Origin of the sequence: Streptomyces sp. NPDC047706 (genome assembly GCF_043204795.1) — a bacterium.
In the GTDB taxonomy this organism is placed as follows: Bacteria; Actinomycetota; Actinomycetes; order Streptomycetales; family Streptomycetaceae; genus Streptomyces.
In genome coordinates, this window is record NZ_JBIDCW010000021.1 from 29,051 (window position 1) to 53,688 (window position 24,638).

Sequence of the window (24,638 nt, forward strand, 5' to 3'; positions counted from 1 at the left end):
GCCCCGAGATCATCCGAGGAGACACGAGAACCGTGACGGACATCGTCGACGAGCTCAAGTGGCGCGGGCTGTTCGCCCTCTCCACCGACGAGGAAGCACTGCGCAAGGCGCTCGCGGACGGTCCCGTCACGTTCTATTGCGGCTTCGACCCGACCGCGCCGTCCCTGCACGTCGGGCACCTGGTGCAGGTGCTCACCGTGCGCCGGCTCCAGCAGGCCGGTCACCGGCCGCTGGCGCTGGTCGGCGGCGCGACGGGCCTGATCGGCGACCCGCGCCCCACGGCGGAGCGCACGCTGAACGATCCGGAGACGGTCGCCGGCTGGGTGCGGAAGCTGCGCCGCCAGATCGAGCCGTTCCTGTCCTTCGAGGGCGAGAACGCGGCCGTGATGGTCAACAACCTCGACTGGACGGAGAACCTCTCCGCGATCGAGTTCCTGCGGGACATCGGCAAGCACTTCCGTGTCAACAAGATGCTGACGAAGGACTCGGTGGCCCGGCGTCTGGAGTCCGACCAGGGCATCAGCTACACCGAGTTCAGCTACCAGATCCTGCAGGGCATGGACTACCTCCAGCTCCACCGGCGGTACGGCTGCACGCTCCAGCAGGGCGGCAGCGACCAGTGGGGCAACCTCACGGCCGGCCTGGACCTGATCCACCGGCTGGAGCCGCACGCCAACGTGCACGCGCTGGCGACGCCGCTGATGACCAAGGCGGACGGCACCAAGTTCGGCAAGACCGAGGGCGGCGCCGTCTGGCTCGACCCGGAGATGACGACGCCGTACGCGTTCTACCAGTTCTGGCTGAACGTGGACGACCGGGACATCACGACGTACCTGCGGATCCTGTCCTTCAAGTCCCGTGCGGAGCTCGAGGAGCTGGAGCAGCAGACGCAGGTGCGTCCGCAGGCGCGGGCGGCGCAGCGCGCGCTGGCCGAGGAGCTGACGACGCTGGTGCACGGCGCCGACCAGACGGCCGCGGTGATCGCCGCGTCCAAGGCCCTGTTCGGGCAGGGCGAGCTGGCGGATCTGGACGAGCGGACGCTGGAGGCGGCGCTGTCGGAGCTGCCGTACGTCCAGGTCGCCGAACCGGCGCCGGTGGTGGACCTGTTCGCCGTGGTCGGCCTGGTGCCCAGCAAGTCGGCCGCGCGCCGCACGGTCAAGGAGGGCGGCGCCTACGTGAACAACACGAAGGTCGACTCCGAGGACGCGGTCGTGGCCAAGGAGGACCTCCTGCACGGGCGCTGGCTGGTGCTGCGCCGGGGCAAGAAGAACCTCGCGGCGGTCGAGGTCGCGGGCGCCTGAGCGGACCGCGTGCCGGGCGGGGCGGCCTTCGGCCGGCGCAGGCCGCCCCGCCCGCCGCACGTCGTCTCAGGCGCGTCGTTTGCCGCCCCTGAGCTGCATGTACGCCATGTCGCCCAGGAAGACGAGGACGATGGCGGCCACGAGCTGGAAGATATGGCGGCTCCAGTCGATGCCGGGAGTCTCGGCGACGCCGAAGCCCCGGGCGATGGCGTTGCCCGCGATGGCGCCCAGCATGCCCAGGATGGTGGTCAGCCAGAGCGGAATGTGCTGCTTGCCAGGAATGATCGCCTTGGCGATCAGGCCCAGCACGAATCCCACGATGATCGCCCACAACCAGCCCATGGCTGCCTCCTCGTACGGCTCGACGTGAGCATTACGCCCAGTCTCGGGCCGTACTCCGTACGGCGCATGTCGGGTACGGCCGTACGCGCTACGTCCGACGGCGTTCGCCCAGGCAGGAGAGGGACCCGGTCTCGTGGGCGGCGCGGTGGCGGCGTACCGTGGATGCTGTCCGGCCCCGGTACAGCCGGGTGTGGAGCCGGGACGGTCCGGGGAGAGTCCCGAGGCGGGCGGATGGTGGAATGTCATGCGGAACAGGCATGGTGACGGCAACAGCCAGGTTTTCCGGATCACCGGAGCCCGGCAGGGCCTCCAGGACGACGTGCGCGGCAGGCAGCGGCGGTACGTCATCTCGATGTCGGTCCGCACGCTCTCGGTGATCCTCGCGGCGACCCTGTGGAACGTGGAGCGTCATGTCGCGATCGTGGCGCTGGTGCTGGGCGCGCTGCTCCCCTATGTGGCGGTGGTGATCGCCAACGCCGGCCGGGAGAACGTGCCGTCGCTGCCGTCGACGTTCGTCGCCGTACCGCCCCGGCCGATGATCGCGCCACCGCGCGCCGAGGACGACCGGTTCACGGAACCCGAACCGGAGGACGCGGTGGGCGATTCCGCGAAGACGCGGCCCGAATAGGACGCGTGGCCTCCGCATCGGGGCCCTGTGCCGGGCTTCGGAAAAGCCCGGGTCAATCATGTTGTTCAGGTGCCCGGCGACCGGTTACCCGTGACATACTTCGTACGCGCTCCGCATCCCCCGTCGGAGCGACAGACCGACGCCGGGCAGCTCCCCCCGTGGCTGCTCGGCGTCGCCTTTTCCCCGCAGTGGTGAGACGAACCTGTGAGTGACGAGACCCCGATCTGTTCCGCCAAGGGCTGCCGCACCGACGCCGTGTGGGTGCTGGCCTGGAACAACCCGAAGATCCACACGCCGGAGCGGCGCAAGACGTGGCTCGCGTGCGAGGAGCACCGGGAGCACCTGTCGCAGTTTCTCGGGGTGCGCGGGTTCCTGAAGGACGTGGTCCTGCTCAAGGAGTGGCAGCAGCGGGAAGGCTGACGCGGCGGGCCCGGATCCTTTGCCGGTGCCGGTCAGCCCCCGATGGCGGACATCGGGCGGTCCGGCTGCACGAATGCCGGGTCGTCCAGTCCCGCGCCCGCCTTCTTGCCCCACATCGCCAGGCGCCAGATCCGGGCGATCTCCTCGTCGTCGGCACCGGAGCGCAGGGCGGCGCGCAGGTCGGTCTCCTCGGTGGCGAACAGGCAGGTGCGCACCTGGCCGTCGGCCGTGAGGCGGGTGCGGTCGCAGGCCGCGCAGAACGGGCGGGTGACCGAGGCGATGACGCCGACGCGGTGCGGGCCGCCGTCGACCAGCCAGCGCTCGGCGGGGGCCGAGCCGCGGGCCTCGTCACCCTCGGGGGTGAGCTCGAAGCGGGTGCGCAGGGAGGCCAGGATGTCGCCCGCGGTGATCATGCCGTCGCGCTTCCAGCCGTGCTGGGCGTCGAGGGGCATCTGCTCGATGAAACGCAGTTCGTAGTCGTGCTCGACGGCCCAGGCCAGCAGGTCGGGGGCCTCGTCGGCGTTCAGTCCCGGCATCAGGACCGAGTTGACCTTGACCGGGGTCAGGTCTGCCTCGCGGGCGGCGTCCAGGCCCGCCAGGACGTCCTTATGACGGTCGCGCCGGGTGAGGGTCTTGAAGACGTCGGGGCGGAGGGTGTCCAGCGAGACGTTCACCCTGTCCAGGCCCGCGGCCTTCAGGGCCGCCGCCGTGCGCTTGAGGCCGATGCCGTTGGTGGTGAGGGACATCTGCGGGCGCGGCTGAAGGGCGGCGACGCGCTCCACGATGCCGACCAGGCCGGGGCGCAGCAGGGGCTCGCCGCCGGTGAACCGGACCTCCTCGATCCCCAGGGAGGTGACCGCGATGTCGATCAGCCGCACGATCTCGTCGTCCGTGAGCAGGTCAGGCTTGGCAAGCCACTGCAGGCCCTCTTCGGGCATGCAGTAGGTGCAGCGCAGATTGCAGCGGTCGGTCAGCGAGACCCTCAGGTCGGTGGCCACCCGGCCGTAGGTGTCGATGAGCACGTGGCCCCCTCCCTCGTGGTGGATCACACGCAGCGGAGCACAATTTCCTCCGACACCTGCGAGCCTACGTGACCTGACTGACATCGGCTAAGGCCTGATCCCACGAGGTGGGACGCGGCCGCGTCGTAGGGACCCACAGGAGTCCTGCGGCGCGGCCGCTTCAGGGGGCCGGCTCAGTGGGCGCCGGTGCCGGTCAGTGACCTGACCTCCAGCTCGGCGTACTTGCCGGCGTCCGGCTCCTCCTTCGACAGGACGGTGCCGAGCCAGCCCATGAGGAAGCCGAACGGGATGGAGATGATGCCCGGGTTCTTCAGCGGGAACCAGGCGAAGTCGACGCCGGGGAACATCGCCTTGGGGTCGCCGGAGACCACGGGCGAGAACAGCACCAGGCCGACGGCGACGATGAGGCCGCCGTAGATCGACCACAGCGCGCCCTGGGTGGTGAACCGCTTCCAGAACAGGCTGTAGAGGATGGTCGGCAGGTTGGCCGAGGCGGCGACCGCGAACGCCAGGGCGACCAGGCCGGCCACGTTGAGGTCGCGGGCCAGGGCGCCGAGGCCGATGGAGACGATGCCGATGAAGACGGTCGCCCAGCGGGCCGCGCGGACCTCCTCGGCGCCGGTGGCCTTCCCCTTGCGGATGACGTTGGCGTAGATGTCGTGCGCGAAGGACGACGACGAGGCGAGGGTGAGTCCGGCGACGACGGCGAGGATGGTCGCGAAGGCCACCGCCGAGATCGTGGCGAGCAGGATCGCGCCCCAGGCCGAGTCGACGCCGCCCAGGTGCAGGGCGAGCAGCGGGGCCGCCGTGTTGCCGGACGGGTTGGACTCGATGATCTCGTCCTGCGAGATGAGTGCCGCGGCGCCGAAGCCGAGCGCGATGGTCATCAGGTAGAAGCCGCCGATGATGCCGATGGCCCAGTTCACGGACTTACGGGCGGCCTTGGCGTTCGGGACCGTGTAGAAGCGGATCAGGATGTGCGGCAGACCGGCCGTGCCCAGGACCAGCGCGACACCGAGCGAGATGAAGTCCAGCTTGGAGGTGCTGCTGGCGCCGTACTGCAGGCCGGGCTCCAGGAAGGCGGCGCCCTTGCCGCTGTTCTCGGCGGCGGTGCCGAGCAGGTCGGAGAGGTTGAAGTCGAACTTCAGCAGCACCAGGAAGGTGATCAGGAGTGTGCCGCCGATCAGCAGCACGGCTTTGATCATCTGCACCCAGGTGGTGCCCTTCATGCCGCCGATGGAGACGTAGACGATCATGAGCACGCCGACGAGCGCCACGATCCCGATCTTGCCCGCGTCCGAGGTGATGCCGAGCAGCAGCGAGACGAGGACGCCGGCGCCCGCCATCTGGGCCAGCAGGTAGAAGATCGACACGACGATCGTGGAGGTGCCGGCGGCGGTGCGCACCGGACGCTGGCGCATGCGGTACGCGAGAACGTCACCCATGGTGTAGCGGCCGGAGTTCCGCAGCGGCTCGGCCACCAGGAGCAGGGCGACCAGCCAGGCGACCAGGAAGCCGATCGAGTACAGGAAGCCGTCGTAACCGAAGAGGGCGATCGCGCCGGCGATGCCGAGGAACGACGCGGCCGACATGTAGTCGCCGGAGACCGCGAGGCCGTTCTGGAAGGCGCTGAACTGGCGGCCGCCGGCGTAGAAGTCGGCCGCGTCCTTGGTCTGGCGGCCCGCCCAGATGGTGATGACGAGGGTCGCGACGACGAACAGCGCGAACAGCGTGATGATGAGCGGGCGGTGCTCGCTCGCCTCGTTGGCCGCGAGAACGGTGTGCTGAACGGGGCTCATGCGCCGGCCTCCATCCGGGACTTGATGGCCTCGGCCCTGGGGTCGAGCTTCGCGGCGGCGTGCCGCGAGTACCACCAGGCGATCAGGAACGTGGTGGCGAACTGGGCGACGCCGAGGACGAAGGCGACGTTGATGTTGCCGAACAGCTCGGTGCCCATGAAGCCGCCCGCGTAGTTGGACAGCAGGACGTACAGCAGGTACCAGGCGATGAAGCCGACGGTCAGCGGGAAGGCGAAGGAACGGTAGGAGCGGCGCAGTTCACCGAACTCCGCGCTGTTCTGCACCTCGACGAACTCCTCGGTCGAGGGGAGCCGGTGTTCTGTTGCCTTCGAGGGGGGCGGTGCTTCGGTAGACACGGAGTCTCCTCGTGTTGCGGCTGCTGTGCGGTTTCCAGTGATCTGGATCACGTGATCCGGGCGGCGATGTCGGTGGCCGGGTGCGTGATCCGCCAGGGGGCCGCCTCGATCGTGCTCGGGCTCCCTGCTCAACGTCACGGCGCCACGCGAGAACCGGTTCAACCGCCGTGCGTTCTTTCGGAAGTCATCGCCGGAAAACTCCGAAGTCATCGTCGGAAGTGATTGCTGGCCAGCGAGGTCGGGAGATAGCTTCACCCTGCACCACCCGTCATGTACCTGCCCGAGCACCACCTGTGCCTCGGGCAGGTTTTGTTTCCGGATGATGTGGAGACCCCATGGCTCATCTGCGTTCCAGAAGCCGCCTCGCCCTCGCCGTACCCGTCGTGCTGTCGCTGACCGCCTCGCTCGGCTTCCTGCCGGCGGCCGCCACGGCCGCCCCGCGCGCGGAGTCCGCGGCCCGGACCGCGGACTCGCCCAAACTGGCGTACGTCGTCAACACCAGGACGGACCGTCACACGATCGCTTCGGTGGAGAAGGCAATCGCCGCGGCCGGCGGGACCGTGGTCACCACCTACGACAGGATCGGCGTGATCGTCGCGCACTCGGCGAACCCGGACTTCGGCGCGCAGATACGCAAGGCCCGCGGCGTGCAGTCGGCCGGTGCCACCCGCACCGCCCCGCTGGTCGCCGCGGGCACGACGGACCAGGGCGCCGCCGACTACCTGACCGCCACGGAGGCCGCGAAGGTCGAGGCGGCCGCGACGGCCGGGAGCGAGCCCCTCGAGGCCGACCAGTGGGACCTGCGCGCGATCGGCGCCGACAAGGCCGCGCAGATCAACCCGGGCAGCCACCGGGTCACCGTCGCCGTCATCGACACCGGCGTCGACGACACCCACCCCGACCTCGCCCCCAACTTCTCGGCGAGCCAGTCCGCCAACTGTGTCGGTGGCGTGGCGGACACCAGCGAGGGCGCCTGGCGGCCGTACACCCCGGACGACTACCACGGCACGCATGTCGCCGGTGAGATCGCGGCGGCCCGCAACGGCATCGGCGTCGCCGGTGTGGCGCCGGGTGTGAAGGTCGCCAGCATCAAGGTGAGCGACCCGCACAACGGGCTCTTCTACCCGGAGAACGTCGTCTGCGCCTTCGTGTTCGCCGCCGACCACGGCGTCGAGATCACGAACAACAGCTACTACGTCGACCCGTGGCTGTACAACTGCATGGACGACCCGGACCAGCGCGCGATCGTCGACGCGGTCAACCGGGCCCAGCTGTACGCCCAGAAGAAGGGCACCCTGCACCTGGCGTCGGCGGGCAACTCCAACCACGACCTGGACGCGGACGCCATCGTCGACGACTCCAGTCCCGACGACTCCACCCCGGTCGAGCGCACCATCGACCCGCACGAGTGCTTCGACGTACCGACGCAGCTCCCGGGGATCGTCACGGTCAGCGCCACGGGCGTGCAGAACCTCAAGTCGTACTACTCCTCGTACGGCAAGGGCGTCGTCGACGTCGCGGCGCCGGGCGGCGACCGGCTCTACCAGATCCCGGACACGCCGTCGAAGAACGGCCGCATCCTGTCGACCATGCCGAACAACCAGTACGCCTTCCTCCAGGGCACCTCGATGGCCTCGCCGCACGCCGCGGGCGTCGCCGCGCTGCTCAAGTCAAAGCACCCGTGGGCGAGCCCGGCGCAGTTGCAGTGGCTGCTGAAGGCGCAGGCGAAGGACACGGCCTGCCCCGCGTCGTACGACCAGGACGGTGACGGCACGCAGGACGCGGTGTGCGAGGGCGGCGCGCGCGTCAACGGTTTCTACGGACACGGCATCGTCGACGCGCTGCGCGCGGTCGAGTAGTCGCCCGGGCGGGGGGGGGGGGGGGGGGGGCGGGCGCGCCCCCCCCCCCCCCCCCCCCCCCCCCCCCCCCCCCCCCCCCCCCCCCCCCGCCCCGCGCACCTCCCGCACGGTCCGCCCGCACCGCGAACGAAGTGGAGACCCGACACCATGACAGTGCCTCACCCCCGCTACCGCCGTGCCCTGGTGATCCCGGTCGGGATGGCCATGGCGACCTCTCTCGCCTTCCTGCCGGGCGCCACCGCGTCCGCGGCGCCCGCCCCCGCGCCGGTCACGACCGGCACGACCTCGTTCAGCCATGTCGTCAACGTCCGTCCCGGAAGCGACACGGGGCAGGTGAAGAAGGCGATCGCCAGGGCCGGCGGCACGATCGTCATGTCGTACCACCAGATCGGTGTGATCGTCGTGCACTCGGCGAACGCCGACTTCGCCCGGACGATCAGGAAGGTGCGGGGCGTGGAGTCGGCCGGCGCCACCCGGACGGCGCCGCTGCCCGCGCAGTCGACCACCGACGTCGGCACGCCGAAGGTGCTCACGGCCGGCGACCTGGCCGATGTGGAGGCCGTCGAGGGCCAGGACCCGCTCCAGCCGCTCCAGTGGGACCTGCCGGCGATCAAGGCGGACAAGGCGCACGAGAAGTCGCTCGGCAGCGACAAGGTGACCGTCGCCGTGATCGACACCGGCGTGGACGACACCCACCCGGACATCGCGCCGAACTTCGACCGCGAGGCGTCCGTCAACTGCGTCACGGGCAAGCCGGACACCACCGACGGCGCCTGGCGGCCCGGCGCGGCGGAGAGCCCGCACGGCACCCACGTGGCCGGGGAGATCGCGGCCGCCAAGAACGGCGTCGGCATGACGGGCGTGGCCCCGGGCGTGAAGGTGTCCGGCATCAAGGTGTCCACCCCGGCCGGCTTCTTCTACACCGAGGCCGTCGTCTGCGGCTTCGTCTGGGCCGCCGAGCACGGCGTGGACGTCACGAACAACAGCTATTACACCGACCCCTGGTACTTCAACTGCAAGAACGACCCGGACCAGAAGGCACTCGTCGAGGCCATCACCCGGGCGTCGAGGTACGCGGAGCGCAAGGGCGCGGTCAACGTCGCCGCGGCCGGCAACGAGAACTACGACCTCGCGGCCGACGAGATCACCGACCCGGTCTCCCCCAACGACTCCACGCCCACCGACCGGGTGATCGACCCGTCCGAGTGCTACGACATACCGACCCAGCTGCCGGGCATCGTGACGGTCGCGTCCACCGGTGCCAAGGGCCTGAAGTCGTCCTTCTCCAACCACGGTCTCGGCGTCATCGACATCGCCGCGCCCGGCGGCGACTCGACGGCTTACCAGACGCCGGCGCCGCCCGCGACCAGCGGCCTGATCCTGGGCACGCTGCCGGGCGGCAGGTGGGGCTACATGGCCGGTACGTCGATGGCCTCGCCGCATGTCGCGGGCGTCGCCGCCCTGATCAAGTCGACGCACCCGTACGCCCCGCCGGCGCTCGTCAAGGCGCTGCTGTACGCCGAGGCGGACGGCACGGCGTGCACGGACCCGTACGACATCGACGGCGACGGCAAGGTCGACGCGGTGTGCGAGGGGCCGAAGAACTACAACGGCTTCTACGGCTGGGGCACCGCGGACGCGCTGGACGCGGTGACCAGGTAGCGCCGACGCGCGGGCGTCCCGCTGAGGCGCCCGCTGCGACCGGCCGGGCCGGACGGGTCACCCGTCCGGCCCGGCCGCCGTTCACCGCGGCGGTGCCGCGCCGGGCCGTTCCTGTGCACCGTCGGGCCGCACGTCCGCCGCCACCACCGGCGTGCGGGGTGCGGGGTGCGTCCCCCGGGGGCCGGGCAGATCGGGCCGGAGCAGGGTGACGGTGCCGGTGAGAGCGGCGGCGTGGCCGAGGGCGGCAAGGCCCGCACGCGCGCGTGGCGCGGTGCTCCGCCGGCCGTGTGCCCGGAAGCGGGCGAGCTGGTGCCGCGGCAGGCAACGTTCGCCCGGGCGAACGTTGCCTGTTGCGGCACTGGCACACGTGCCCCAGCCGGCGATCTCCGGCAAGGGCACCCCCGAGCCGTGGGCCCACGCCTGACCGGCCGTCACACCCACCGATCTCCGCCTCTCGAACAGACGGACGGGACAGGGGTCCTGACGGACGGCGATGTCGGTCCCGGCCCGTATCCTCAATGACCATGCTCGAAGACCGAACGACCGCAGCGTCCTCGCCGGCAGTCTGGCCGGCCGCGTATCCCCAGGGATACGCGGTCGTTGACGTGGAGACCACCGGCCTGGCCCGGGACGACCGGATAATCTCCGCGGCCGTCTACCGGCTGGACGGACGCGGTGAGGTCCAGGACCACTGGTACACGCTGGTCAATCCGGAGCGGGACCCGGGCCCCGTGTGGATCCACGGTCTGACGAGCGAGGCGCTCGCAGGCGCGCCGCTCTTCGGTGACGTCGCCGAGGAGTTCGCGAGCCGGCTTCAGGGCCGGGTGCTCGTCGCGCACAACGCCGTGTTCGACTGGCAGATGATCGCCCGCGAGTACGCGCGCGTGCGGAGTGAGGCGCCGGTGCGTCAGCGGCTGTGCACCATCGCCCTGTCCAAGGCGCTGGAGCTTCCGCTGCCCAACCACAAGCTGGAGTCACTGGCCGCGCACTTCGGTGTCGTCCAGCAGCGCGCGCACCACGCGCTCGACGACGCGCGCGTGCTCGCGGAGGCATTCCGGCCGAGCCTGCGGGCCGCGGCGGAGGGGCGGCTGCGGCTCCCGTTGCACGAGTGCCGGCCACTGACCGAGTGGGTGGAGCGGCCCGCGGCGCGCATCGGGCAGCAGGCGGGTGCATACGGCTACGGCGGCTACCGGCCCGGCGGTTGGCGCCCGTCCCGGAAGCGGCCCGCGTGCCCGTATCCCAACCCCGGGCGGTACGAGGAGGGCAAGCGCCTCAAGCAGGGCATGCGGATCGCCTTCTCCGGGGACACCTCGGTCGAACGTGAGCTTCTGGAGGACCGCGCCGTCGAGGCCGGGCTGCATGTCGCCACGAGCCTGTCCCGGCTGACGAGCCTGCTCGTCACCAACGACCCGGACTCGGGCACGTCGAAGGTCGTCAAGGCCCGGCAGTACGGCACGCCGGTGGTCGACGAGGCGGCGTTCGGCCAACTCCTGGCCGATGTGGAACCGGCGTCCGGGGCGTGACCGTACGGACGGGTGATTGGTGCGCGACTCGCCCGCCGCCCGCTCGCCCGCGCCTCGGGGACGGCTCACCCTGTGGCGCATGGCGACTTGCGAGGTTTGCGGCAACAACTACGGAATGTCCTTCGAGGTCCACGCACAGGGCGCGGTGCACGTCTTCGACTGCTTCGCCTGCGCGATCCACCGCATGGCTCCCATCTGCGAGCACTGCCGGGTCCAGATCATCGGGCAGGGGGTCGAGGTCGAGGGCCACTGGTACTGCGGGGCGCACTGCGCCCGCGCGGAGGGGAGGGTGGGCATCGTCGACCGCGTCTGAGCCCCGGCGGCCCTCCCGCACCCCCACGCACCGCGCCCCACGGCCCCAGATGTACGGTCGTGGGGTGTACCGCTTCCTGTTGTCCCGGCAGTGGGTGATCCTCACCCTTGTCGCCCTCGCCCTCGTCCCGACGATGATCGAGCTGGGCTTCTGGCAGCTGCACCGGCATGAGCGCAGGGTCGCGCTGAACACCGTGATCGCCGACTCGCTGGCCGCCGAGCCGGTCCCCGTCGAGTCGCTGACCTCGCCCGGAGCCGAGGTCGACGGCGCCAACCTGTACCGGCGCGTGAGCGCGCAGGGCCGTTTCGACACCGCCCACGAGGTCGTCGTACGCCGCCGCACCAACGCGGACGACGAGGTCGGCTACCACGTGCTGACCCCCTTCGTCCTCGAGGACGGAAAGGTCCTGCTGGTCAACCGCGGCTGGGTGCCCTCCGGCGGGCTGAGCCAGACCGAGTTCCCGAGGATCCCGGCGCCCCCGCGGGGTGAGACCACCGTCACCGGACGGCTGATGCCCGACCAGACCACCGCCGAGAGCGGCATCAAGGACGTCCAGGGCCTGCCGGACCGCCAGATCATGCTGATCGACAGCGCGCAGGAGGCCGAGCGCCTCGGCCGGCAGGTCCTCGGCGGATACGTCGAGCTGACCGAGCCCGGGCCGAAGGGCGACACGCCCGAGCTGATCCCCGCCCCGGACCACGACGGCATCGGCAACCACATGGCTTACGCCATACAGTGGTGGCTGTTCGCGGCGGGCGTCCCCGTCGGCTGGATGGTCCTGGCCCGCCGCGAGGCCCGGGACCGGGCAGCGGCGACGGCGCAGAAGCAGCAGCGGGAGACGGCCCCGGCACCGGTGTAGCCCGCGTCCGCCCTCCCCTCGGCCGAGGAGAGCCGGATTGCCCGGCCGGTCACCCGGGAACCCGCACTCCGTGCACCCGCCCACGAGGAACTCCGCCCAGGCCATCGCCACCAGCCGTATCGAGGACTACGCCCTCGTCGGCGACGAGCAGACCGCCGCTCTCGTCGGCAGGGACGGCTCCGTCGACTGGCTGTGCCTGCCCCGCTTCGACTCGGCCGCCTGCTTCGCCAGGCTGCTCGGCGACGAGGACAACGGCCACTGGCGCATCGCCCCCAAGGACAGCGGGGGCGCCGAAGCCTCCGACGGCACCCCGCACACCTGCACGCGGCGTGCGTACCGCCCCGGGACCCTGGTCCTGGACACCGAGTGGGACACGCCCGAGGGCTCGATCCGCGTCACCGACCTGATGCCGCAGCGCGACCGCGCCCCCGACCTCGTCCGCATCGTCGAGGGCCTCAGCGGCCGCGTCACCGTCCGCAGCACCCTCCGGCTGCGCTTCGACTACGGCTCGATCGTGCCGTGGATGCGCAGGTCCGACGGGCACCGGGTGGCCGTCGCGGGCCCGGACTCCACGTGGCTGCGCAGCGAGCCGCCGGTGCCCACCTGGGGCGAGGACTTCGGCACGCACTCGGAGTTCACCGTCGGCGCCGGCGAGAAGGTCGCGTTCGTCCTCACCTGGCACCCCTCGCACGAGCCGCGCCCACCCCTCGTCGACCCGTACGAGTCGCTGCGCCACAGCCTCTCGGACTGGCGGGCCTGGTCGGCGCGCTGCCGCTACGACGGCCCGTACCGGGACGCCGTGCTGCGCTCACTGATCACCCTCAAGGCCCTCACCTACGCCCCGACCGGCGGCATCGTCGCCGCCCCGACGACCTCCCTTCCGGAGGAGATCGGCGGCGTGCGCAACTGGGACTACCGCTACTGCTGGCTGCGCGACTCCACCCTCACCCTGGGCGCGCTGCTGTCGGCCGGCTACCACGAGGAGGCGGAGGCCTGGCGTGACTGGCTGGTGCGCGCGGTCGCGGGCTCCCCGGCGGACATGCAGATCATGTACGGGCTGGCCGGCGAGCGACGGCTGCCCGAGGCCGAGCTGCCCTGGCTGGCCGGGTTCGCCGGTTCCCCTCCGGTCCGGATCGGCAACGACGCCGTACGCCAGCTCCAGCTGGACGTGTACGGCCAGGTGATGGACTCGCTGTCGCTGGCGCGGATCTCGGGGATGGCCGTCAAACCGCATATGTGGCAGATGGAGTGCGCCCTGATGGAGTTCCTGCGGTCCGCGTGGCGGCAGCCGGACGAGGGGCTGTGGGAGGTGCGCGGCGGCCGCAAGCAGTTCGTGCACTCCAAGGTGATGGTGTGGGTGGCCGCCGACCGCGCCGTGCGCACCATGGAGCGCAAACCGGAGCTGAAGGGCGACTTGGAAGGCTGGCGGGAGTTCCGTGCGGAGGTGCACCGGGAGGTGTGCGAGCAGGGCTACGACCCGGAGCGCAACACCTTCACGCAGTACTACGGCTCCCGCGAACTGGACGCGGCGACATTGCTCATCCCGCGCGTGGGGTTCCTGCCGCCCGGCGACCCGCGGGTGACGGGCACCATCGAGGCGGTCCGCGCCGAGCTCTGCCAGGGCGGCTTCCTGCACCGCTACAGCGCCGACCGCACGGCCGTCGACGGGCTGCCCGGCGGTGAGGGCACGTTCCTGGTCTGCTCGTTCTGGCTGGCGGACGCGCTGCACATGACGGGCCGCACGGAGGAGGCCCGCGAGTTGTTCGAGAAGCTGGTGGGGCTGGCGAACGACGTGGGACTGCTGGCCGAGGAGTACGACCCGGTGGCCGGCCGCCAGCTCGGCAACTTCCCGCAGGCGTTCAGCCACATCGGTCTGGTGAACACGGCCCTCGCCCTGTTCGGGGACGAGGGGGCAGGATAGGGCGCATGGATCTTGGACTGAAGGACCGGGTGTACGTCGTCACCGGGGCCACCCGGGGGCTGGGCAACGCCTGCGCGCACGAGCTGGTCGCCGACGGTGCGAGAGTCGTCGTCACGGGGCGCGACGAGGAGCGGGTCGCCGAGGCGGCGGCCGAGCTGGGGCCGAACGCGTACGGCGTGGCCGTGGACAACGCCGATCCGCAGGCGCCGGCGCGTCTGATCGCCGCGGCGCGGGAGCGGTTCGGCCGCTTCGATGGGATTCTCGTCAGTGTGGGCGGCCCGCCCGCGGGGTTCGTCGCCGACAACACCGACGAGCAGTGGCGGGCCGCGTTCGAGTCGGTGTTCCTGGGCGCGGTGCGGCTGGCCCGCGCCGCGGCCGCGGAGCTGGAGGCCGGAGGAGTGATCGGGTTCGTGCTGTCGGGGTCGGTGTACGAGCCGATTCCGGCACTGACGATCTCCAACGGCCTGCGGCCGGGACTGGCCGGGTTCGCCAAGTCGCTGTCGGACGAGCTGGGTCCGCGGGGTGTGCGCGTGGTCGGCGTCCTGCCGGGGCGGATCGACACGGACCGGGTGCGGCAGCTGGACGGCCTGTCGGCGGATCCGGAGGCGACCCGGGCGGCCAGTGAGTCGCGGATCCCGCTGCGGCGGTACGGGACGCCGCAGGAGTTCGGGCGTACGGCGGCCTTCCTGCTGTCCCCGGCCGCGTCCTACCTGACCGGGGTCATGGTGCCGGTGGACGGCGGCGCGCGGCACGGCTTCTGAGGCCGTCAGCTGACCCTTCCCGCGCGGTGCCTGGCGCCCTTCAGCCGCACCCTGGCCGGCAGCGACGCCAGCCCCGCCGAGTTGCGGGCGTGGGCGAGCGCCCGGGTCGTCAGATGGTTCAGCGCCTCCCCGGGGCCGACGTCGGGTTCCAGCAGGAGCCGGGCGCGGGCCTCGGGGGCGGTGCGACGGCCCCTGAGGCGGACGTGGGCGCGGGAGACGCCTTCCAGGGCGCTCGCCTCGCAGGAGAGCACGTCCTCCAGGGCCCGGCCCCGCAGCAGCGCGCCCTCGCCGTCGCCGGTGTCGACCAGCACCACGGCGAGCCGGCGCCGGCGCACCACCGCGACCAGCCACCACAGGGCGAGCAGGACCAGCACCGCGAGGGCCGCGAGAACGGCCGGCCACCACCAGCCGGCGTCCCGCCACCGGGTCCGTTCCGGGTCGGCGAGCAGTACGTCGTCGGGGCCGGCGTGGATCCACCAGGACGGCGCCTGCACCCCGAGCCCCACGGCCAGCACCGCACCGCCCAGCACGAGCAGCACGACTCCCGCGACACCCAGCAGTACCCGGTTGACGGTCCTGAGCACCGCACTCACCCCTTCCGGCCGGGCCGCCGGACGTGCACCGACAGCGCGGGGCGGCGGGACAGGCCCAGCGCCCGGATCGCGTCGGCGAGCACGTCGTCCAGGTCGGCGCGTACGTCGTCGAGTTCACGGAAGTGCGACACCGCCCGTACGTCGGCGCGCCGACGGCGCATCCGTACCCGTGCGGACTGCACGCCGGACACCTCCATGGCCCGGTCGCGCAGGTATGTCGCGGCGGCGCTCCGGTCGAGTCCGGCGCGGACCTCGGGGTGCGTGCGCCGCATGGGCAGGACGGCCCGCAGGCCGGGCGTGGCGGCGAGCACCACCAGCCACAGACCGAGGGCGGCGGCGACGCCCGCGCCGAGCAGGACCCAGAGGTCGTCGAGGGGGCGTTCGGCGAGTTGGCGGGACAGTTCCCGGCGCCAGTACATGGCGGTCCGGCCGGCGCGTACGGCCGCGATGTCGTAGAGGAGGACGCCCGCCGCGACCAGCAGCAGCGTGGCGACGACCGCCGCGGGGACGCGGCGGGCCGACCAGAAGCGGCGCGTCCTGCCGTCCTCGCCGTCGAGGCCGGGCCGCGGCTCGTAGGCGGCCGCCGAGGCGGACTGGCCCAGCTCCGGTTCGGCCTTCTCGATCACCGGCAGTCTCTGTGTGGTGCCCTCGGAGCCCTGGGGCTCGCTCATCGGGTCCTCCCCTGCGCCGCGTGCGCCGCCGCCAGGTGCAGCCGCTCCACCTGGACCGCGACCTCCGGAACCTCCATTCCCACCAACGCGCCTACCCGCTCGACGACATGACGACGCACCCGCGCGCACCGGGAGCCGATGTCGCTGGGGTAGTCGAGTTCGAGATGGACCCGGACCCGGGCGGCGTCGACCGGCATCCCGGCAGGCCCGGCGCGGTCGGGGGCCTGCGGACGGACGACGACCGTGGCCTGCGGCCTGGCCGCTTCCGGAGGAAGCCGCCCGAGCGCCTCGTGAGCGGCCTGCGCGGCGATCTTCGCGACCACCCGGTCGGCGATCGTGGTCTGACCGCGCGCGCCCGCCGCGACGATGTCGCCCGTCCCGCGGGGCTCGTCCGGCCCGCAGCTCACGGGCGTCACCGACGCCGGTCGCGGGTGCGGAAGAAGTCACCGGCTTCGAGATCCCCTTCCAGGAACCTGCCGACGACGAACCCGACGGCGCCCAGCGCCGCCACCAGCACGAACGCGCCGAACCCGCCGAAGTACCCGGCGAAGCCCAGCGCCATTCCGGCGATCATGCCGACCACGGCCCTGCTCATCGTGCGCTCCTCAGCTCGTAGCCGTGCGGGTCTTTGGGGCCCGTATGGATGCGTTCCCTGCCATTGTGGTGCATTTCAGCCTTCGGGTGACGGTATGTCACTGGATGCGGGGTTCCGGCTCCTCGTCCTCCTCGTCCGGAAGCTTGACGTCGCTCACCGCGATGTTGACCTCGACGACGTCCAGGCCCGTCATCCGCTCCACGGCCGCGACCACGTTCTCCCGGACGGCCCGCGCGACGTCGGCGATCGACACGCCGTACTCGACGACGATCTCCAGGTCGAGCGCGGTCTGCACCTCACCGACCTCGGCCTTCACACCGCGCGTCACGGACTTCGACCCGCCGGGCACCCGGTCCCGCACGGCCCCCAAGGTGCGGCTCAGGCCGCTGCCCATCGCGTGGACGCCCATGACGTCACGGGCGGCGAGCCCGGCGATCTTCTCCACGACGCCGTCGGCGATCGTGGTCCTGCCCCGGGACCCGGGGTCCCCGCCGCCCCGCCTGACGGGTTTGCGGGTGGGCACCGCCGGCTCTGCCCCTCCTTCGGAGGTCTGCGTCCGCTCCCGGTCCGTCTCGGTCATCGCAGTGCGTCCTTCCGTAGTCCTGCGACCACGTTAGGTGACGTTGCACGGCACCGCGCCATGAATGGGGCAGGCTGGAGCAATGACGGCGGACCGATGGACGCAGGCAGTTAGACAGCAGCTGAACCTCGGCAGGCTGCTCCCGCTCGGCGACCCGGGAGACGGGGCGTGGATCGCGGAGGACGCGGCCGGGACGGTCCTGCGGCACGCGGCGAACGCGGTGCCGGGGGTGCGCCTGGACGCACTCCGGATCACCGTGGCCGACCCGGACGCCGCTCGCTCCCCCGCAGTGCCCCCGCCGCCGAGCGCCCTGCCGCCGGGCCCCCTCCGGGTGACGGCCGAGTTCGCGGCCACGGCGGCCGAGCCGCTGCCGGCGACGGCCGGCCGGTTGCGTACGGCGCTGTCGGCGGCAGCGGCGCGGCGGCTGGGGCTGACGGTGGCGGAGGTCGACCTGCGGGTGACGGCCCTGCTGGACGAGGCGACGGGACCCGAGGCCGTACGGCCGTCCGAGCCGGCCCGGGCGCGGCAGCCCGCGGGCGGCGAGGCTGCCGCGGTGGCCGCCGCGGCCCTGGGGGTGCCGGGTGTGTCGTGCCTGACCGGCGTGCTGGGCGGGCTGGGCAGGGCGGTGCACATCGAGAGCGGCCCGGGCGACGCCACACTGCCGCGCCGGCATGTCCGCGTGGAACTGGCCGTCGACGCGGACCACCGGGCCGTGGAGGTGGCCAGGAAGGTCCGCACGCGGGTGGGTATCGCGCTACCGGATCACCCGACGGTGGCCGTACTGATCACGGCGATCGGCTGACGGCGTCACTCGCCCAGGCCCGCGAGGTCCCGCAACCTCCGCGCCTGGGCCGCGCGTTCGGCGACACGCTGGTCCTCGTACGTCCGCCCGCCCGCGCCGCGCAGCAGCGCCTTGGTCTCGATCACGGCGTCGCGCGGCGCGGCAAGGAGCGCCGCCGCCAGATCGCGGACGGCGCCGTCGAGCTCGGCCGGCGGCACGGCGACGTTCGCCAGTCCGGTGTGCACGGCCTCGTCCGCCGTCACGTAGCGTCCCGTGGCACAGATCTCCAGCGCGCGGGCATAGCCGACGAGCCCGACCAGCGGATGCGTGCCGGTCAGGTCCGGGACCAGGCCCAGGCTGGTCTCGCGCATGGCGAACTGCACATCGTCGGCGACGACACGCAGGTCACAGGCGAGGGCGAGCTGGAATCCCGCGCCGATGGCGTGCCCCTGCACGGCGGCGACGGAGACGATGTCGCTGCGCCGCCACCAGGTGAACGCCTCCTGGTACTCGGCGATGGTCGCGTCCAACTCCGCGTCGCTGCCGCGCGCGAGGTCGATGAAGGACGGCTCGCCGTCGAAGCCCTCGGGAGTGAAGGCCTGCCGGTCGAGGCCCGCCGAGAAGGACTTGCCCTCGGCGCGCAGCACGACCACGCGGACGGTGCCCGGCAGTTGCCGACCGGCCTCGGCCAACGCCCGCCACAGAGCGGGGCTCTGCGCGTTGCGCTTGGCCGGGTTGGTCAGCGTCACCGTGGCGATCGCGTCGTCGACGGTGAGCCGTACGCCGTCCTTGTCGAGTACCGGGTCGAGCGAAGCCATTGGGCGCCTCCGATGGGTGCGGTCATCGTGAGTGCCGTACCGAGGCACTCTCAAGTGACTGCACAGTAACCACCCAGCCGATCACCGGACCGACCGGGTGGTCACCATCGAGGTCGAGGTGAACGCCCGGGCGTCAGGCCGAAGCGGCCTTCTTGCCCCGCGTCGCCCCGCCACGCCCACGGAGCGTGACGCCCGACTCGCTGAGCATGCGGTGCACGAAGCCATACGAGCGGCCGGTCTCCTCGGCCAACGCCCGGATGCTCGCACCGGCGTCGTACTTCTTCTTCAGGTCTGCCGCGAGCTTGTCGCGCGCGGCGCCGGTCACCCGGCTGCCCTTCTTCAGAGTCTCGGCCACCCGTGCCTCCTCATGGGAAGTGCGCTCTGGTCCCCTCATGATCACCCCTCCGGGCCTTCATGGCCACCCATTCGGCAAGGTCCGTGGAGGAGGGTTTTGACGACAGGAGCACATCCCCACAAGGGGAATCCCTCGTTCCGCAGCGTGGCACGCATACGGCCGAACGAGTTGTTCCCCGAAGTGCCAGGTCAGGACCATGGCGTCATCAAGGCCTTGTCGACAAAGGGATTCGGCGGGAAGTGGGTGTACGACACACCCGGGTACGAGGAGATCTCACACAGATGATGGATCACGGCTGGGCCGAATGATCCATACGCAGTGGATCAACCATTCGATCAAGCAGAACTGACCGATCGATCATGTGACCGACCGGCAGCCGGCGTGCGAACGATCGCGTGCGAACGGTCACCCACGAGCGGTCGCCTACGGGCGATCAGGCGAGGGCGACCAGGTCCGCGTAGTCCGAGCCCCACAGGTCCTCGACGCCGTCCGGCAGCAGGATGATCCGCTCCGGCTGGAGCGCCTCGACGGCGCCCTCGTCGTGGGTGACCAGAACGACCGCGCCCTTGTAGGTCCGCAGGGCGCCGAGGATCTCCTCACGGCTGGCCGGGTCGAGGTTGTTGGTCGGCTCGTCGAGCAGCAGCACGTTCGCCGCGGACACCACCAGCGTGGCGAGGGCGAGCCTGGTCTTCTCACCGCCGGAGAGGACACCGGCCGGCTTGTCGACGTCGTCGCCGGAGAACAGGAACGAGCCGAGCACCTTGCGGACCTCGACCAGGTCCATGTCGGGCGCTGCGGAGCGCATGTTCTCCAGGACCGTGCGGCCGGGGTCGAGGGTCTCGTGCTCCTGCGCGTAGTAGCCCAGCTTCATGCCGTGGCCGGGGGTGACCTGGCCCGTGTCGGGTTTCTCCACACCGGCGAGGAGACGCAGCAGGGTGGTCTTGCCCGCGCCGTTGAGGCCGAGGATGACCACGCGGGAGCCCTTGTCGATGGCGAGGTCGACGTCGGTGAAGATCTCCAGCGAGCCGTACGACTTGGACAGCCCCTCGGCGGTCAGCGGGGTCTTGCCGCAGGGCGCGGGCTCGGGGAAGCGGAGCTTGGCGACCTTGTCCGACTGCCGGACGGCCTCCAGGCCGCTGAGCAGCTTGTCCGCGCGCCGGGCCATGTTCTGCGCGGCGACCGTCTTGGTGGCCTTGGCGCGCATCTTGTCGGCCTGCGAGTGCAGCGCCGCGGCCTTCTTCTCGGCGTTGGCGCGCTCGCGCCTGCGGCGTTTCTCGTCGGCCTCGCGCTGCTGCTGGTAGAGCTTCCAGCCCATGTTGTAGATGTCGATCTGGGCCCGGTTGGCGTCCAGGTAGAACACCTTGTTGACGACCGTCTCGACCAGGTCCACGTCGTGCGAGATGACGATGAAGCCGCCACGGTAGGTCTTCAGGTAGTCGCGCAGCCAGATGACCGAGTCCGCGTCGAGGTGGTTCGTGGGCTCGTCGAGCAGCAGCGTGTCCGCGTCCGAGAACAGGATCCGGGCCAGCTCGACACGGCGGCGCTGACCGCCGGAGAGCGTGTGCAGGGGCTGGCCGAGCACCCGGTCGGGCAGGTTCAGCGCGGCGGCGATGGTGGCGGCCTCGGCCTCCGCGGCGTACCCGCCCTTGGTGAGGAACTCGGTCTCCTGCCGCTCGTACTGCTTCATCGCCTTGTCGCGGGTGGCGCCCTTGCCGGTGGCGATGCGCTGCTCGTTGTCGCGCATCTTGCGGATCAGTACGTCCAGGCCGCGCGCGGAGAGGACGCGGTCACGGGCGAGTATGTCGAGGTCGCCGGTGCGGGGGTCCTGCGGGAGGTAGCCGACCTCGCCGGAACGGGTGACCGCGCCGGCGGCGGGGATGCCCTCGCCGGCCAGCACCTTGGTGAGGGTGGTCTTGCCGGCGCCGTTGCGGCCGACCAGGCCGATGCGGTCGCCCTTGGCGACACGGAAGGTGGCGGACTCGATGAGGACGCGGGCACCGGCGCGCAGCTCGATACCGGAGGCGGAGATCACGGACAGACTCCAGGGCGGGTTGGTGGCGGGACAGGCGGCTGAGGGCGTTCCCGCCGTCTAATGCGCGAGGAGAATGGCCATGGGGCCAGTCTAACGGGGAGGTGCAAGCAGTTTTCGCCGCCGCCCTGAGGCGTCGTTGCCGAGTGGCGCGCGGTGCGGGGTGATCCGGCCCAGGTCGTCGACGGCGGCGAGCTGGGTGGTCCAGGCGGCGCGTGCGCAGGGCTGGGCGACGAGCAGGGCTCCGCTCCTGCGCAGCGCGCGTTCGGGCCGGAACGCGCAGCCCTTGCGGGCAGGCAGCACCCAGCGCAGGTCGCCGTCGGAGGTGCGGTAGGCCGCGATGCGGTCCGGGGTGACCACGGCCAGGATGCCCCGGCCCAGGGGGCGCATGACGCCTCTTCCGCCGTGTGCCGCGAGCCAGCCGGCGGCGGCCGGGAGCGCGCGGTGCCAGCGCACGGTGGTGCCGTCGGTGTCGGTGACGAGCCCGTCGTCCCAGAGCGTGATCGCCTCCCCGCGCGCGGGGAGCACGGTGAGGGGGCGGCGCCCTTCGCGGGTGTGGTGCCAGCGGGCCGCGCCGGTGGCCCGGTCGTACGCCTCGACGGCCGCCCCGCGGATGCGCAGGTCCGGGGTGGGGTGCTGCACGCGCGTGTGCACGGTGAGGCGGTCTCCGTAGGGGGCGGGCCGGGCGTGGTGGGCGGCGGCCAGGAGGGGGACGGTGAGCAGCAGGGCGGTGACGGCGGCCGGAAGACGGCGGGGTGCCCGGGGGGCGGCGGGGCTCGCGTCCGGGGCGAGGGGATCGGCCGGCTTCGCCTCGGTCGGCGGAACGACCACCGGACTCCTTCCACAGCCGTGCTCGCGGACAGGCGCAGAGCGTAACCAGGGGCGCGGGGTGGCGCCGGGATGTGGCGGGCCCGCGGTGGGCAGGTCGCCCGTTCGGACGACCTGCCCGTCGCCGGGAGGCGGGGCGACCGTGAGGATGGCGCCAGGGGGCTGTTCGGCGGAGGGCGGTGCCTTCATGCGGAGTTGCAGGCGGACCGCTGCGCCGGGGTCTGGGCGCACCACGCCACGACGACGCCGGACGAGTCGGCCGGACGCCCGCTGATCACCGATCTCGCCGAGGCCGGCATCCGCGACGGCATGGACGCGGCGCCGGCCGTGGGCGACGACCGGATCCAGGAGCGGTTCCAGGGGCGGGTGACGCCGGAGACGTGGACGCACGGGTCGGCGGCGCGGCGGCGGGCGTGGTTCCAGCAGGGTTGCCCCACCGGGGACATGGCCCGGTGCGACACGTTCGCCTGCGGCGCGCCCGCGTCCAGAACGGCTCGTTCGCGCCGGGGCTTTCGGGCGTATCGGGCGGCGTTGACGGTGGCGGATGTCAGGATGAATCTCACCGGGCGGATCGCCCGTACGGCGATTCGGCCCGGCGCACAGCCCCGGCGCACGAAGGAGTGATCGGCATGGCAGGGACGAGCGGTGGCGGTCCGAGCATCTACCCGACGCTGCTGTACGCCGACGCGAAGGCGGCGATCAGGCAGCTCACGGAGGCCCTCGGCTTCACCGAGCTGGCGGTGTACGAGGGCGAGGGCGGCACGGTGACGCACGCCGAGCTGGTGCAGGGCAACGGTGGGGTGATGATCGGCTCGAAGGGCCGCGGCGGTCTCTTCGACACGGTGATGAAGGACGCGGGACCGGCCGGGGTGTACGTCGTGGTGGACGACGTCGACGCACACCACCAGCATGCCGCGGACCACGGCGTGGAGATCCTGATGCCCCCGACGGACCAGGACTACGGATCGCGGGACTACATGGCCCGGGACGCCGAGGGCAATGTCTGGAGCTTCGGCACGTACGCGCCCCGCACCGGCGACTGACCTCGCCCCGGCGGCGCCTCAGCTGCCTCCGGTGTGCACCTGGAAGGCCGCGCGGCGGACGGCCTTGGCCAGGGCGGGGTCGGGGTGCGCGGCGGCCAGTGCGACCAGGACCTGCACGGTGCGCGGATGGCCCACGGCTCGCACCTCGTCGAGCAGGGCGGGCACGGTCGGCTGCACGGCGGACTCCAGATGCCGCACCAGGAGCGGCGCCTCACCGTGGTCGGCGACGGCGGCGGCCGTGTCGACCCACAGCCAGGTGGCCTCCTGCCGGGTCAGCACCTCGTGGGCGTCCTCGGGGTCGTTGCCGTCGTGCTCCGCGAGCCACAGCAGGGCGTACGGCCGCAGGGTCGGCTCGGCGAGCACGGCGCGCACGTCGTGCTCGGCGGGGGCGCCGACGACGCGCAGCGCCTCGAAGGCCAGGCCGCGCAGCAGGGCGTCCTCGCCACGGGCGGCGTCGAGGAGTTCGGCGACGGCGCTGCCCACGGGCCGGGCCGCGAGCCAGGCGCGGTACTCGGCGCGGGCGGCGTTGGGCCGCAGCTGGGCGCAGCCGCGCAGCATGTCCTCGGCGACGGCCTCGATGTTGCCCGCGGGGCTCTGCGCGGCGACGCAGATCTGCTCCAGCTTGACCCAGACCGCCCAGCTGCCCAGCGGGGTGAGGGTGGCCTGTCCGGCGCCGCAGGTGAGGGCGCCGACCGAGGCGAGGGCGTGCAGGGCCCAGTCGAGGAGAGGGGCGAGTTCGGCTTCCCCGGGCTCGGCGGCGACAGGGGGCGCGGTGCCGGGGGCCGGGGGGCCAGCGGGTTCGCGCTGCGGGCCGTAGGGCACTTCGCAGCGTTCGGTGCGCAGCTCCCCGACCCGCTGCTGGAGGAGGTCGAGCAGCTGCTCGACGGGGACCGGGCCGGCCGACAGCTGGAGGAAGGAGAGCACCTGCGGCATCGCCGAGACGACCTCGGCGACGGCGGCGGGCTCGTGGTCGGCGGGTTCCGGGTGCGCGAGCGACCAGGCGTCGAAGAAGGCCACCCAGCCGCGCAGGACGGCGGTGTCGTCGCGGTCCCAGGCGCGCAGCCGCCAGCCGGGGCGGGCGCTGTCGCCGTGCACCTCGACGAGCCCGGCGAGGCGGGCGGTGTCCCAGTCGGCGCGGATCTGGGCCGGAGTCAGGCCCAGGTCGGCGGCGGCCCGTTCGGTGGTCGCGTCCGCGAGGGTGGCCTTGCCGTCGGAGGTCGCGTTGCCCCTGCCGGGGCGCAGGGCGGCGTCGGCCCAGCGGGCCAGGCGGGCCGCGCCGGCCAGCCTGGAGCGCGCCATTCCGGCCAGCTCCGCGGGGGCCGGTGTGCCCTCCGGCGGGCGGGGGGCGGGGCGGCGCGAGCGCCGCTGGTTCATCGCTCGGGGGGCGGCGGCCAGGGGTCGCGGGCGGACGAGTCGGAGCCTGGAGTCGCGCGGGATACGGGACGTCACGGGTGCAGTCTTCCGGTTGACGGTCCGAAAACCCAAACGGAATGTCACGTGAGGCGACGGGAGTGGCCAAGGCACGGGCCGTGCGAGGGGTTGCGGGCCGGAATCCGGACAGTGGCACGGCGTCAAACGG

At 72.2% G+C, this 24,638-nt stretch carries 26 protein-coding genes and 1 pseudogene; 13 read left to right on the forward strand and 14 right to left on the reverse strand.

Features of this window, described 5'->3' with window-relative positions:
• Positions 1–32: 32 nt before the first annotated feature.
• Positions 33–1,301, forward strand: a complete 1,269-nt coding sequence (tyrS, locus tag ACGF8A_RS23890) for a tyrosine--tRNA ligase (RefSeq protein WP_393111349.1) — start codon at positions 33–35, stop codon at positions 1,299–1,301.
• A 66-nt stretch (positions 1,302–1,367) separates the two neighbouring features.
• Here tyrS and ACGF8A_RS23895 read toward each other — a convergent pair whose 3' ends face one another.
• The gene (locus ACGF8A_RS23895) at positions 1,368–1,643 is read right to left on the reverse strand and encodes a GlsB/YeaQ/YmgE family stress response membrane protein (protein WP_393111351.1); all 276 of its coding nucleotides are present in this window, start codon (positions 1,641–1,643) and stop codon (positions 1,368–1,370) included.
• 244 nt (positions 1,644–1,887) lie between these two features.
• On the opposite strand from ACGF8A_RS23895, the gene ACGF8A_RS23900 reads away from it, so the two are divergent.
• Positions 1,888–2,271, forward strand: a complete 384-nt coding sequence (locus ACGF8A_RS23900) for a DUF3099 domain-containing protein (RefSeq protein WP_393111353.1) — start codon at positions 1,888–1,890, stop codon at positions 2,269–2,271.
• A gap of 204 nt (positions 2,272–2,475) precedes the next feature.
• On the forward strand, positions 2,476–2,691 hold the full coding sequence (locus ACGF8A_RS23905; RefSeq protein WP_393111355.1) for a hypothetical protein: 216 nt from the start codon (positions 2,476–2,478) through the stop codon (positions 2,689–2,691).
• Between the two features lie 32 nt (positions 2,692–2,723).
• Here the strand turns inward: ACGF8A_RS23905 and moaA are convergent, their stop codons facing one another.
• The 3 genes from moaA to ACGF8A_RS23920 all read right to left on the reverse strand — a co-directional run bounded on the left by moaA (position 2,724) and on the right by ACGF8A_RS23920 (position 5,868).
• Positions 2,724–3,713 (reverse strand): GTP 3',8-cyclase MoaA, encoded by a 990-nt coding sequence (gene moaA / locus ACGF8A_RS23910; protein WP_393111357.1) that lies wholly within the window; start codon positions 3,711–3,713, stop codon positions 2,724–2,726.
• A gap of 173 nt (positions 3,714–3,886) precedes the next feature.
• A complete protein-coding gene (locus ACGF8A_RS23915) occupies positions 3,887–5,512 on the reverse strand; it encodes a cation acetate symporter (protein WP_393111359.1) in 1,626 nt (541 codons plus the stop codon).
• Positions 5,509–5,868, reverse strand: a complete 360-nt coding sequence (locus ACGF8A_RS23920) for a DUF485 domain-containing protein (RefSeq protein WP_393111361.1) — start codon at positions 5,866–5,868, stop codon at positions 5,509–5,511. Before ACGF8A_RS23920 ends, ACGF8A_RS23915 begins: the two co-directional genes overlap by 4 nt.
• A gap of 335 nt (positions 5,869–6,203) precedes the next feature.
• Between ACGF8A_RS23920 and ACGF8A_RS23925 the strand changes: the two genes are divergently transcribed.
• The 7 genes from ACGF8A_RS23925 to ACGF8A_RS23955 all read left to right on the forward strand — a co-directional run bounded on the left by ACGF8A_RS23925 (position 6,204) and on the right by ACGF8A_RS23955 (position 14,766).
• Positions 6,204–7,727 carry a S8 family serine peptidase gene (locus tag ACGF8A_RS23925; RefSeq protein WP_393111363.1) on the forward strand — a complete coding sequence of 508 codons (1,524 nt, stop codon included), beginning with the start codon at positions 6,204–6,206 and terminating at the stop codon, positions 7,725–7,727.
• Positions 7,728–7,874: 147 nt separating this feature from the next.
• Positions 7,875–9,389 carry a S8 family serine peptidase gene (locus ACGF8A_RS23930; protein ID WP_393111365.1) on the forward strand — a complete coding sequence of 505 codons (1,515 nt, stop codon included), beginning with the start codon at positions 7,875–7,877 and terminating at the stop codon, positions 9,387–9,389.
• A 524-nt stretch (positions 9,390–9,913) separates the two neighbouring features.
• Positions 9,914–10,912 carry a DEDDh family exonuclease gene (locus ACGF8A_RS23935; protein WP_393111367.1) on the forward strand — a complete coding sequence of 333 codons (999 nt, stop codon included), beginning with the start codon at positions 9,914–9,916 and terminating at the stop codon, positions 10,910–10,912.
• 79 nt (positions 10,913–10,991) lie between these two features.
• Complete coding sequence (locus tag ACGF8A_RS23940) at positions 10,992–11,225, forward strand: hypothetical protein (RefSeq protein ID WP_381348773.1); 234 nt, start codon at positions 10,992–10,994, stop codon at positions 11,223–11,225.
• 64 nt (positions 11,226–11,289) lie between these two features.
• On the forward strand, positions 11,290–12,084 hold the full coding sequence (locus tag ACGF8A_RS23945; RefSeq protein ID WP_393111369.1) for an SURF1 family protein: 795 nt from the start codon (positions 11,290–11,292) through the stop codon (positions 12,082–12,084).
• Between the two features lie 70 nt (positions 12,085–12,154).
• On the forward strand, positions 12,155–14,005 hold the full coding sequence (locus ACGF8A_RS23950; protein WP_393111371.1) for a glycoside hydrolase family 15 protein: 1,851 nt from the start codon (positions 12,155–12,157) through the stop codon (positions 14,003–14,005).
• A gap of 5 nt (positions 14,006–14,010) precedes the next feature.
• Complete coding sequence (locus ACGF8A_RS23955) at positions 14,011–14,766, forward strand: SDR family oxidoreductase (protein ID WP_393111373.1); 756 nt, start codon at positions 14,011–14,013, stop codon at positions 14,764–14,766.
• A gap of 5 nt (positions 14,767–14,771) precedes the next feature.
• Here the strand turns inward: ACGF8A_RS23955 and amaP are convergent, their stop codons facing one another.
• From amaP to ACGF8A_RS23980, 5 genes are all read right to left on the reverse strand, one after another.
• Entirely contained in the window at positions 14,772–15,359 is a 588-nt protein-coding gene (gene amaP / locus ACGF8A_RS23960) for an alkaline shock response membrane anchor protein AmaP (protein WP_393111375.1), read from the reverse strand.
• Positions 15,356–16,030: a DUF6286 domain-containing protein gene (locus ACGF8A_RS23965; RefSeq protein WP_393111377.1), complete on the reverse strand. Its 675-nt coding sequence runs from the start codon at positions 16,028–16,030 to the stop codon at positions 15,356–15,358. The genes amaP and ACGF8A_RS23965 overlap by 4 nt, the downstream gene beginning before the upstream one ends.
• Positions 16,027–16,446, reverse strand: coding sequence for an Asp23/Gls24 family envelope stress response protein (locus ACGF8A_RS23970; RefSeq protein WP_393111379.1), 420 nt, complete (start codon positions 16,444–16,446; stop codon positions 16,027–16,029). The genes ACGF8A_RS23965 and ACGF8A_RS23970 overlap by 4 nt, the downstream gene beginning before the upstream one ends.
• Positions 16,443–16,625, reverse strand: coding sequence for a hypothetical protein (locus ACGF8A_RS23975; RefSeq protein ID WP_393111381.1), 183 nt, complete (start codon positions 16,623–16,625; stop codon positions 16,443–16,445). The genes ACGF8A_RS23970 and ACGF8A_RS23975 overlap by 4 nt, the downstream gene beginning before the upstream one ends.
• A gap of 97 nt (positions 16,626–16,722) precedes the next feature.
• Positions 16,723–17,205 (reverse strand): Asp23/Gls24 family envelope stress response protein, encoded by a 483-nt coding sequence (locus ACGF8A_RS23980; protein WP_393111383.1) that lies wholly within the window; start codon positions 17,203–17,205, stop codon positions 16,723–16,725.
• 82 nt (positions 17,206–17,287) lie between these two features.
• Here ACGF8A_RS23980 and ACGF8A_RS23985 point away from each other — a divergent pair, with 82 nt between their 5' ends.
• Positions 17,288–18,007, forward strand: a complete 720-nt coding sequence (locus ACGF8A_RS23985; RefSeq protein WP_393111385.1) for a nucleopolyhedrovirus P10 family protein — start codon at positions 17,288–17,290, stop codon at positions 18,005–18,007.
• 5 nt (positions 18,008–18,012) lie between these two features.
• On the opposite strand, the gene ACGF8A_RS23990 is transcribed toward ACGF8A_RS23985, so the two are convergent.
• The 4 genes from ACGF8A_RS23990 to ACGF8A_RS24005 all read right to left on the reverse strand — a co-directional run bounded on the left by ACGF8A_RS23990 (position 18,013) and on the right by ACGF8A_RS24005 (position 22,019).
• The gene (locus ACGF8A_RS23990) at positions 18,013–18,804 is read right to left on the reverse strand and encodes an enoyl-CoA hydratase/isomerase family protein (RefSeq protein WP_393111387.1); all 792 of its coding nucleotides are present in this window, start codon (positions 18,802–18,804) and stop codon (positions 18,013–18,015) included.
• Between the two features lie 133 nt (positions 18,805–18,937).
• The gene (locus tag ACGF8A_RS23995; protein WP_018567695.1) at positions 18,938–19,159 is read right to left on the reverse strand and encodes a helix-turn-helix domain-containing protein; all 222 of its coding nucleotides are present in this window, start codon (positions 19,157–19,159) and stop codon (positions 18,938–18,940) included.
• 433 nt (positions 19,160–19,592) lie between these two features.
• Positions 19,593–21,191 (reverse strand): ABC-F family ATP-binding cassette domain-containing protein, encoded by a 1,599-nt coding sequence (locus ACGF8A_RS24000; protein ID WP_393111389.1) that lies wholly within the window; start codon positions 21,189–21,191, stop codon positions 19,593–19,595.
• Between the two features lie 90 nt (positions 21,192–21,281).
• Positions 21,282–22,019: a hypothetical protein gene (locus ACGF8A_RS24005; RefSeq protein WP_393111391.1), complete on the reverse strand. Its 738-nt coding sequence runs from the start codon at positions 22,017–22,019 to the stop codon at positions 21,282–21,284.
• Between the two features lie 186 nt (positions 22,020–22,205).
• On the opposite strand from ACGF8A_RS24005, the pseudogene ACGF8A_RS24010 reads away from it, so the two are divergent.
• Positions 22,206–22,484 (forward strand): annotated as a pseudogene (locus tag ACGF8A_RS24010) (neutral zinc metallopeptidase); the annotation flags it as partial.
• A 161-nt stretch (positions 22,485–22,645) separates the two neighbouring features.
• Entirely contained in the window at positions 22,646–23,059 is a 414-nt protein-coding gene (locus ACGF8A_RS24015; RefSeq protein ID WP_393111393.1) for a VOC family protein, read from the forward strand.
• Positions 23,060–23,077: 18 nt separating this feature from the next.
• On the opposite strand, the gene ACGF8A_RS24020 is transcribed toward ACGF8A_RS24015, so the two are convergent.
• Positions 23,078–24,508, reverse strand: coding sequence for a hypothetical protein (locus ACGF8A_RS24020; RefSeq protein WP_393111395.1), 1,431 nt, complete (start codon positions 24,506–24,508; stop codon positions 23,078–23,080).
• Positions 24,509–24,638 lie beyond the last annotated feature (130 nt).

Excerpts from the sequence above, each read along its gene's own strand:
- ACGF8A_RS23990 (WP_393111387.1), bottom strand. The coding sequence starts at position 18,804 with ATGGCTTCGCTCGACCCGGTACTCGACAAGGACGGCGTACGGCTCACC.
- ACGF8A_RS23900 (WP_393111353.1), top strand. The coding sequence starts at position 1,888 with ATGCGGAACAGGCATGGTGACGGCAACAGCCAGGTTTTCCGGATCACC.
- ACGF8A_RS24015 (WP_393111393.1), top strand. The coding sequence starts at position 22,646 with ATGGCAGGGACGAGCGGTGGCGGTCCGAGCATCTACCCGACGCTGCTG.
- ACGF8A_RS23925 (WP_393111363.1), top strand. The coding sequence starts at position 6,204 with ATGGCTCATCTGCGTTCCAGAAGCCGCCTCGCCCTCGCCGTACCCGTC.
- ACGF8A_RS23980 (WP_393111383.1), bottom strand. The coding sequence starts at position 17,205 with ATGACCGAGACGGACCGGGAGCGGACGCAGACCTCCGAAGGAGGGGCA.
- ACGF8A_RS23895 (WP_393111351.1), bottom strand. The coding sequence starts at position 1,643 with ATGGGCTGGTTGTGGGCGATCATCGTGGGATTCGTGCTGGGCCTGATC.
- ACGF8A_RS23975 (WP_393111381.1), bottom strand. The coding sequence starts at position 16,625 with ATGAGCAGGGCCGTGGTCGGCATGATCGCCGGAATGGCGCTGGGCTTC.
- ACGF8A_RS23940 (WP_381348773.1), top strand. The coding sequence starts at position 10,992 with ATGGCGACTTGCGAGGTTTGCGGCAACAACTACGGAATGTCCTTCGAG.
- ACGF8A_RS23930 (WP_393111365.1), top strand. The coding sequence starts at position 7,875 with ATGACAGTGCCTCACCCCCGCTACCGCCGTGCCCTGGTGATCCCGGTC.
- ACGF8A_RS23985 (WP_393111385.1), top strand. The coding sequence starts at position 17,288 with ATGACGGCGGACCGATGGACGCAGGCAGTTAGACAGCAGCTGAACCTC.
- ACGF8A_RS23965 (WP_393111377.1), bottom strand. The coding sequence starts at position 16,030 with ATGAGCGAGCCCCAGGGCTCCGAGGGCACCACACAGAGACTGCCGGTG.
- ACGF8A_RS23935 (WP_393111367.1), top strand. The coding sequence starts at position 9,914 with ATGCTCGAAGACCGAACGACCGCAGCGTCCTCGCCGGCAGTCTGGCCG.
- ACGF8A_RS23915 (WP_393111359.1), bottom strand. The coding sequence starts at position 5,512 with ATGAGCCCCGTTCAGCACACCGTTCTCGCGGCCAACGAGGCGAGCGAG.
- ACGF8A_RS23955 (WP_393111373.1), top strand. The coding sequence starts at position 14,011 with ATGGATCTTGGACTGAAGGACCGGGTGTACGTCGTCACCGGGGCCACC.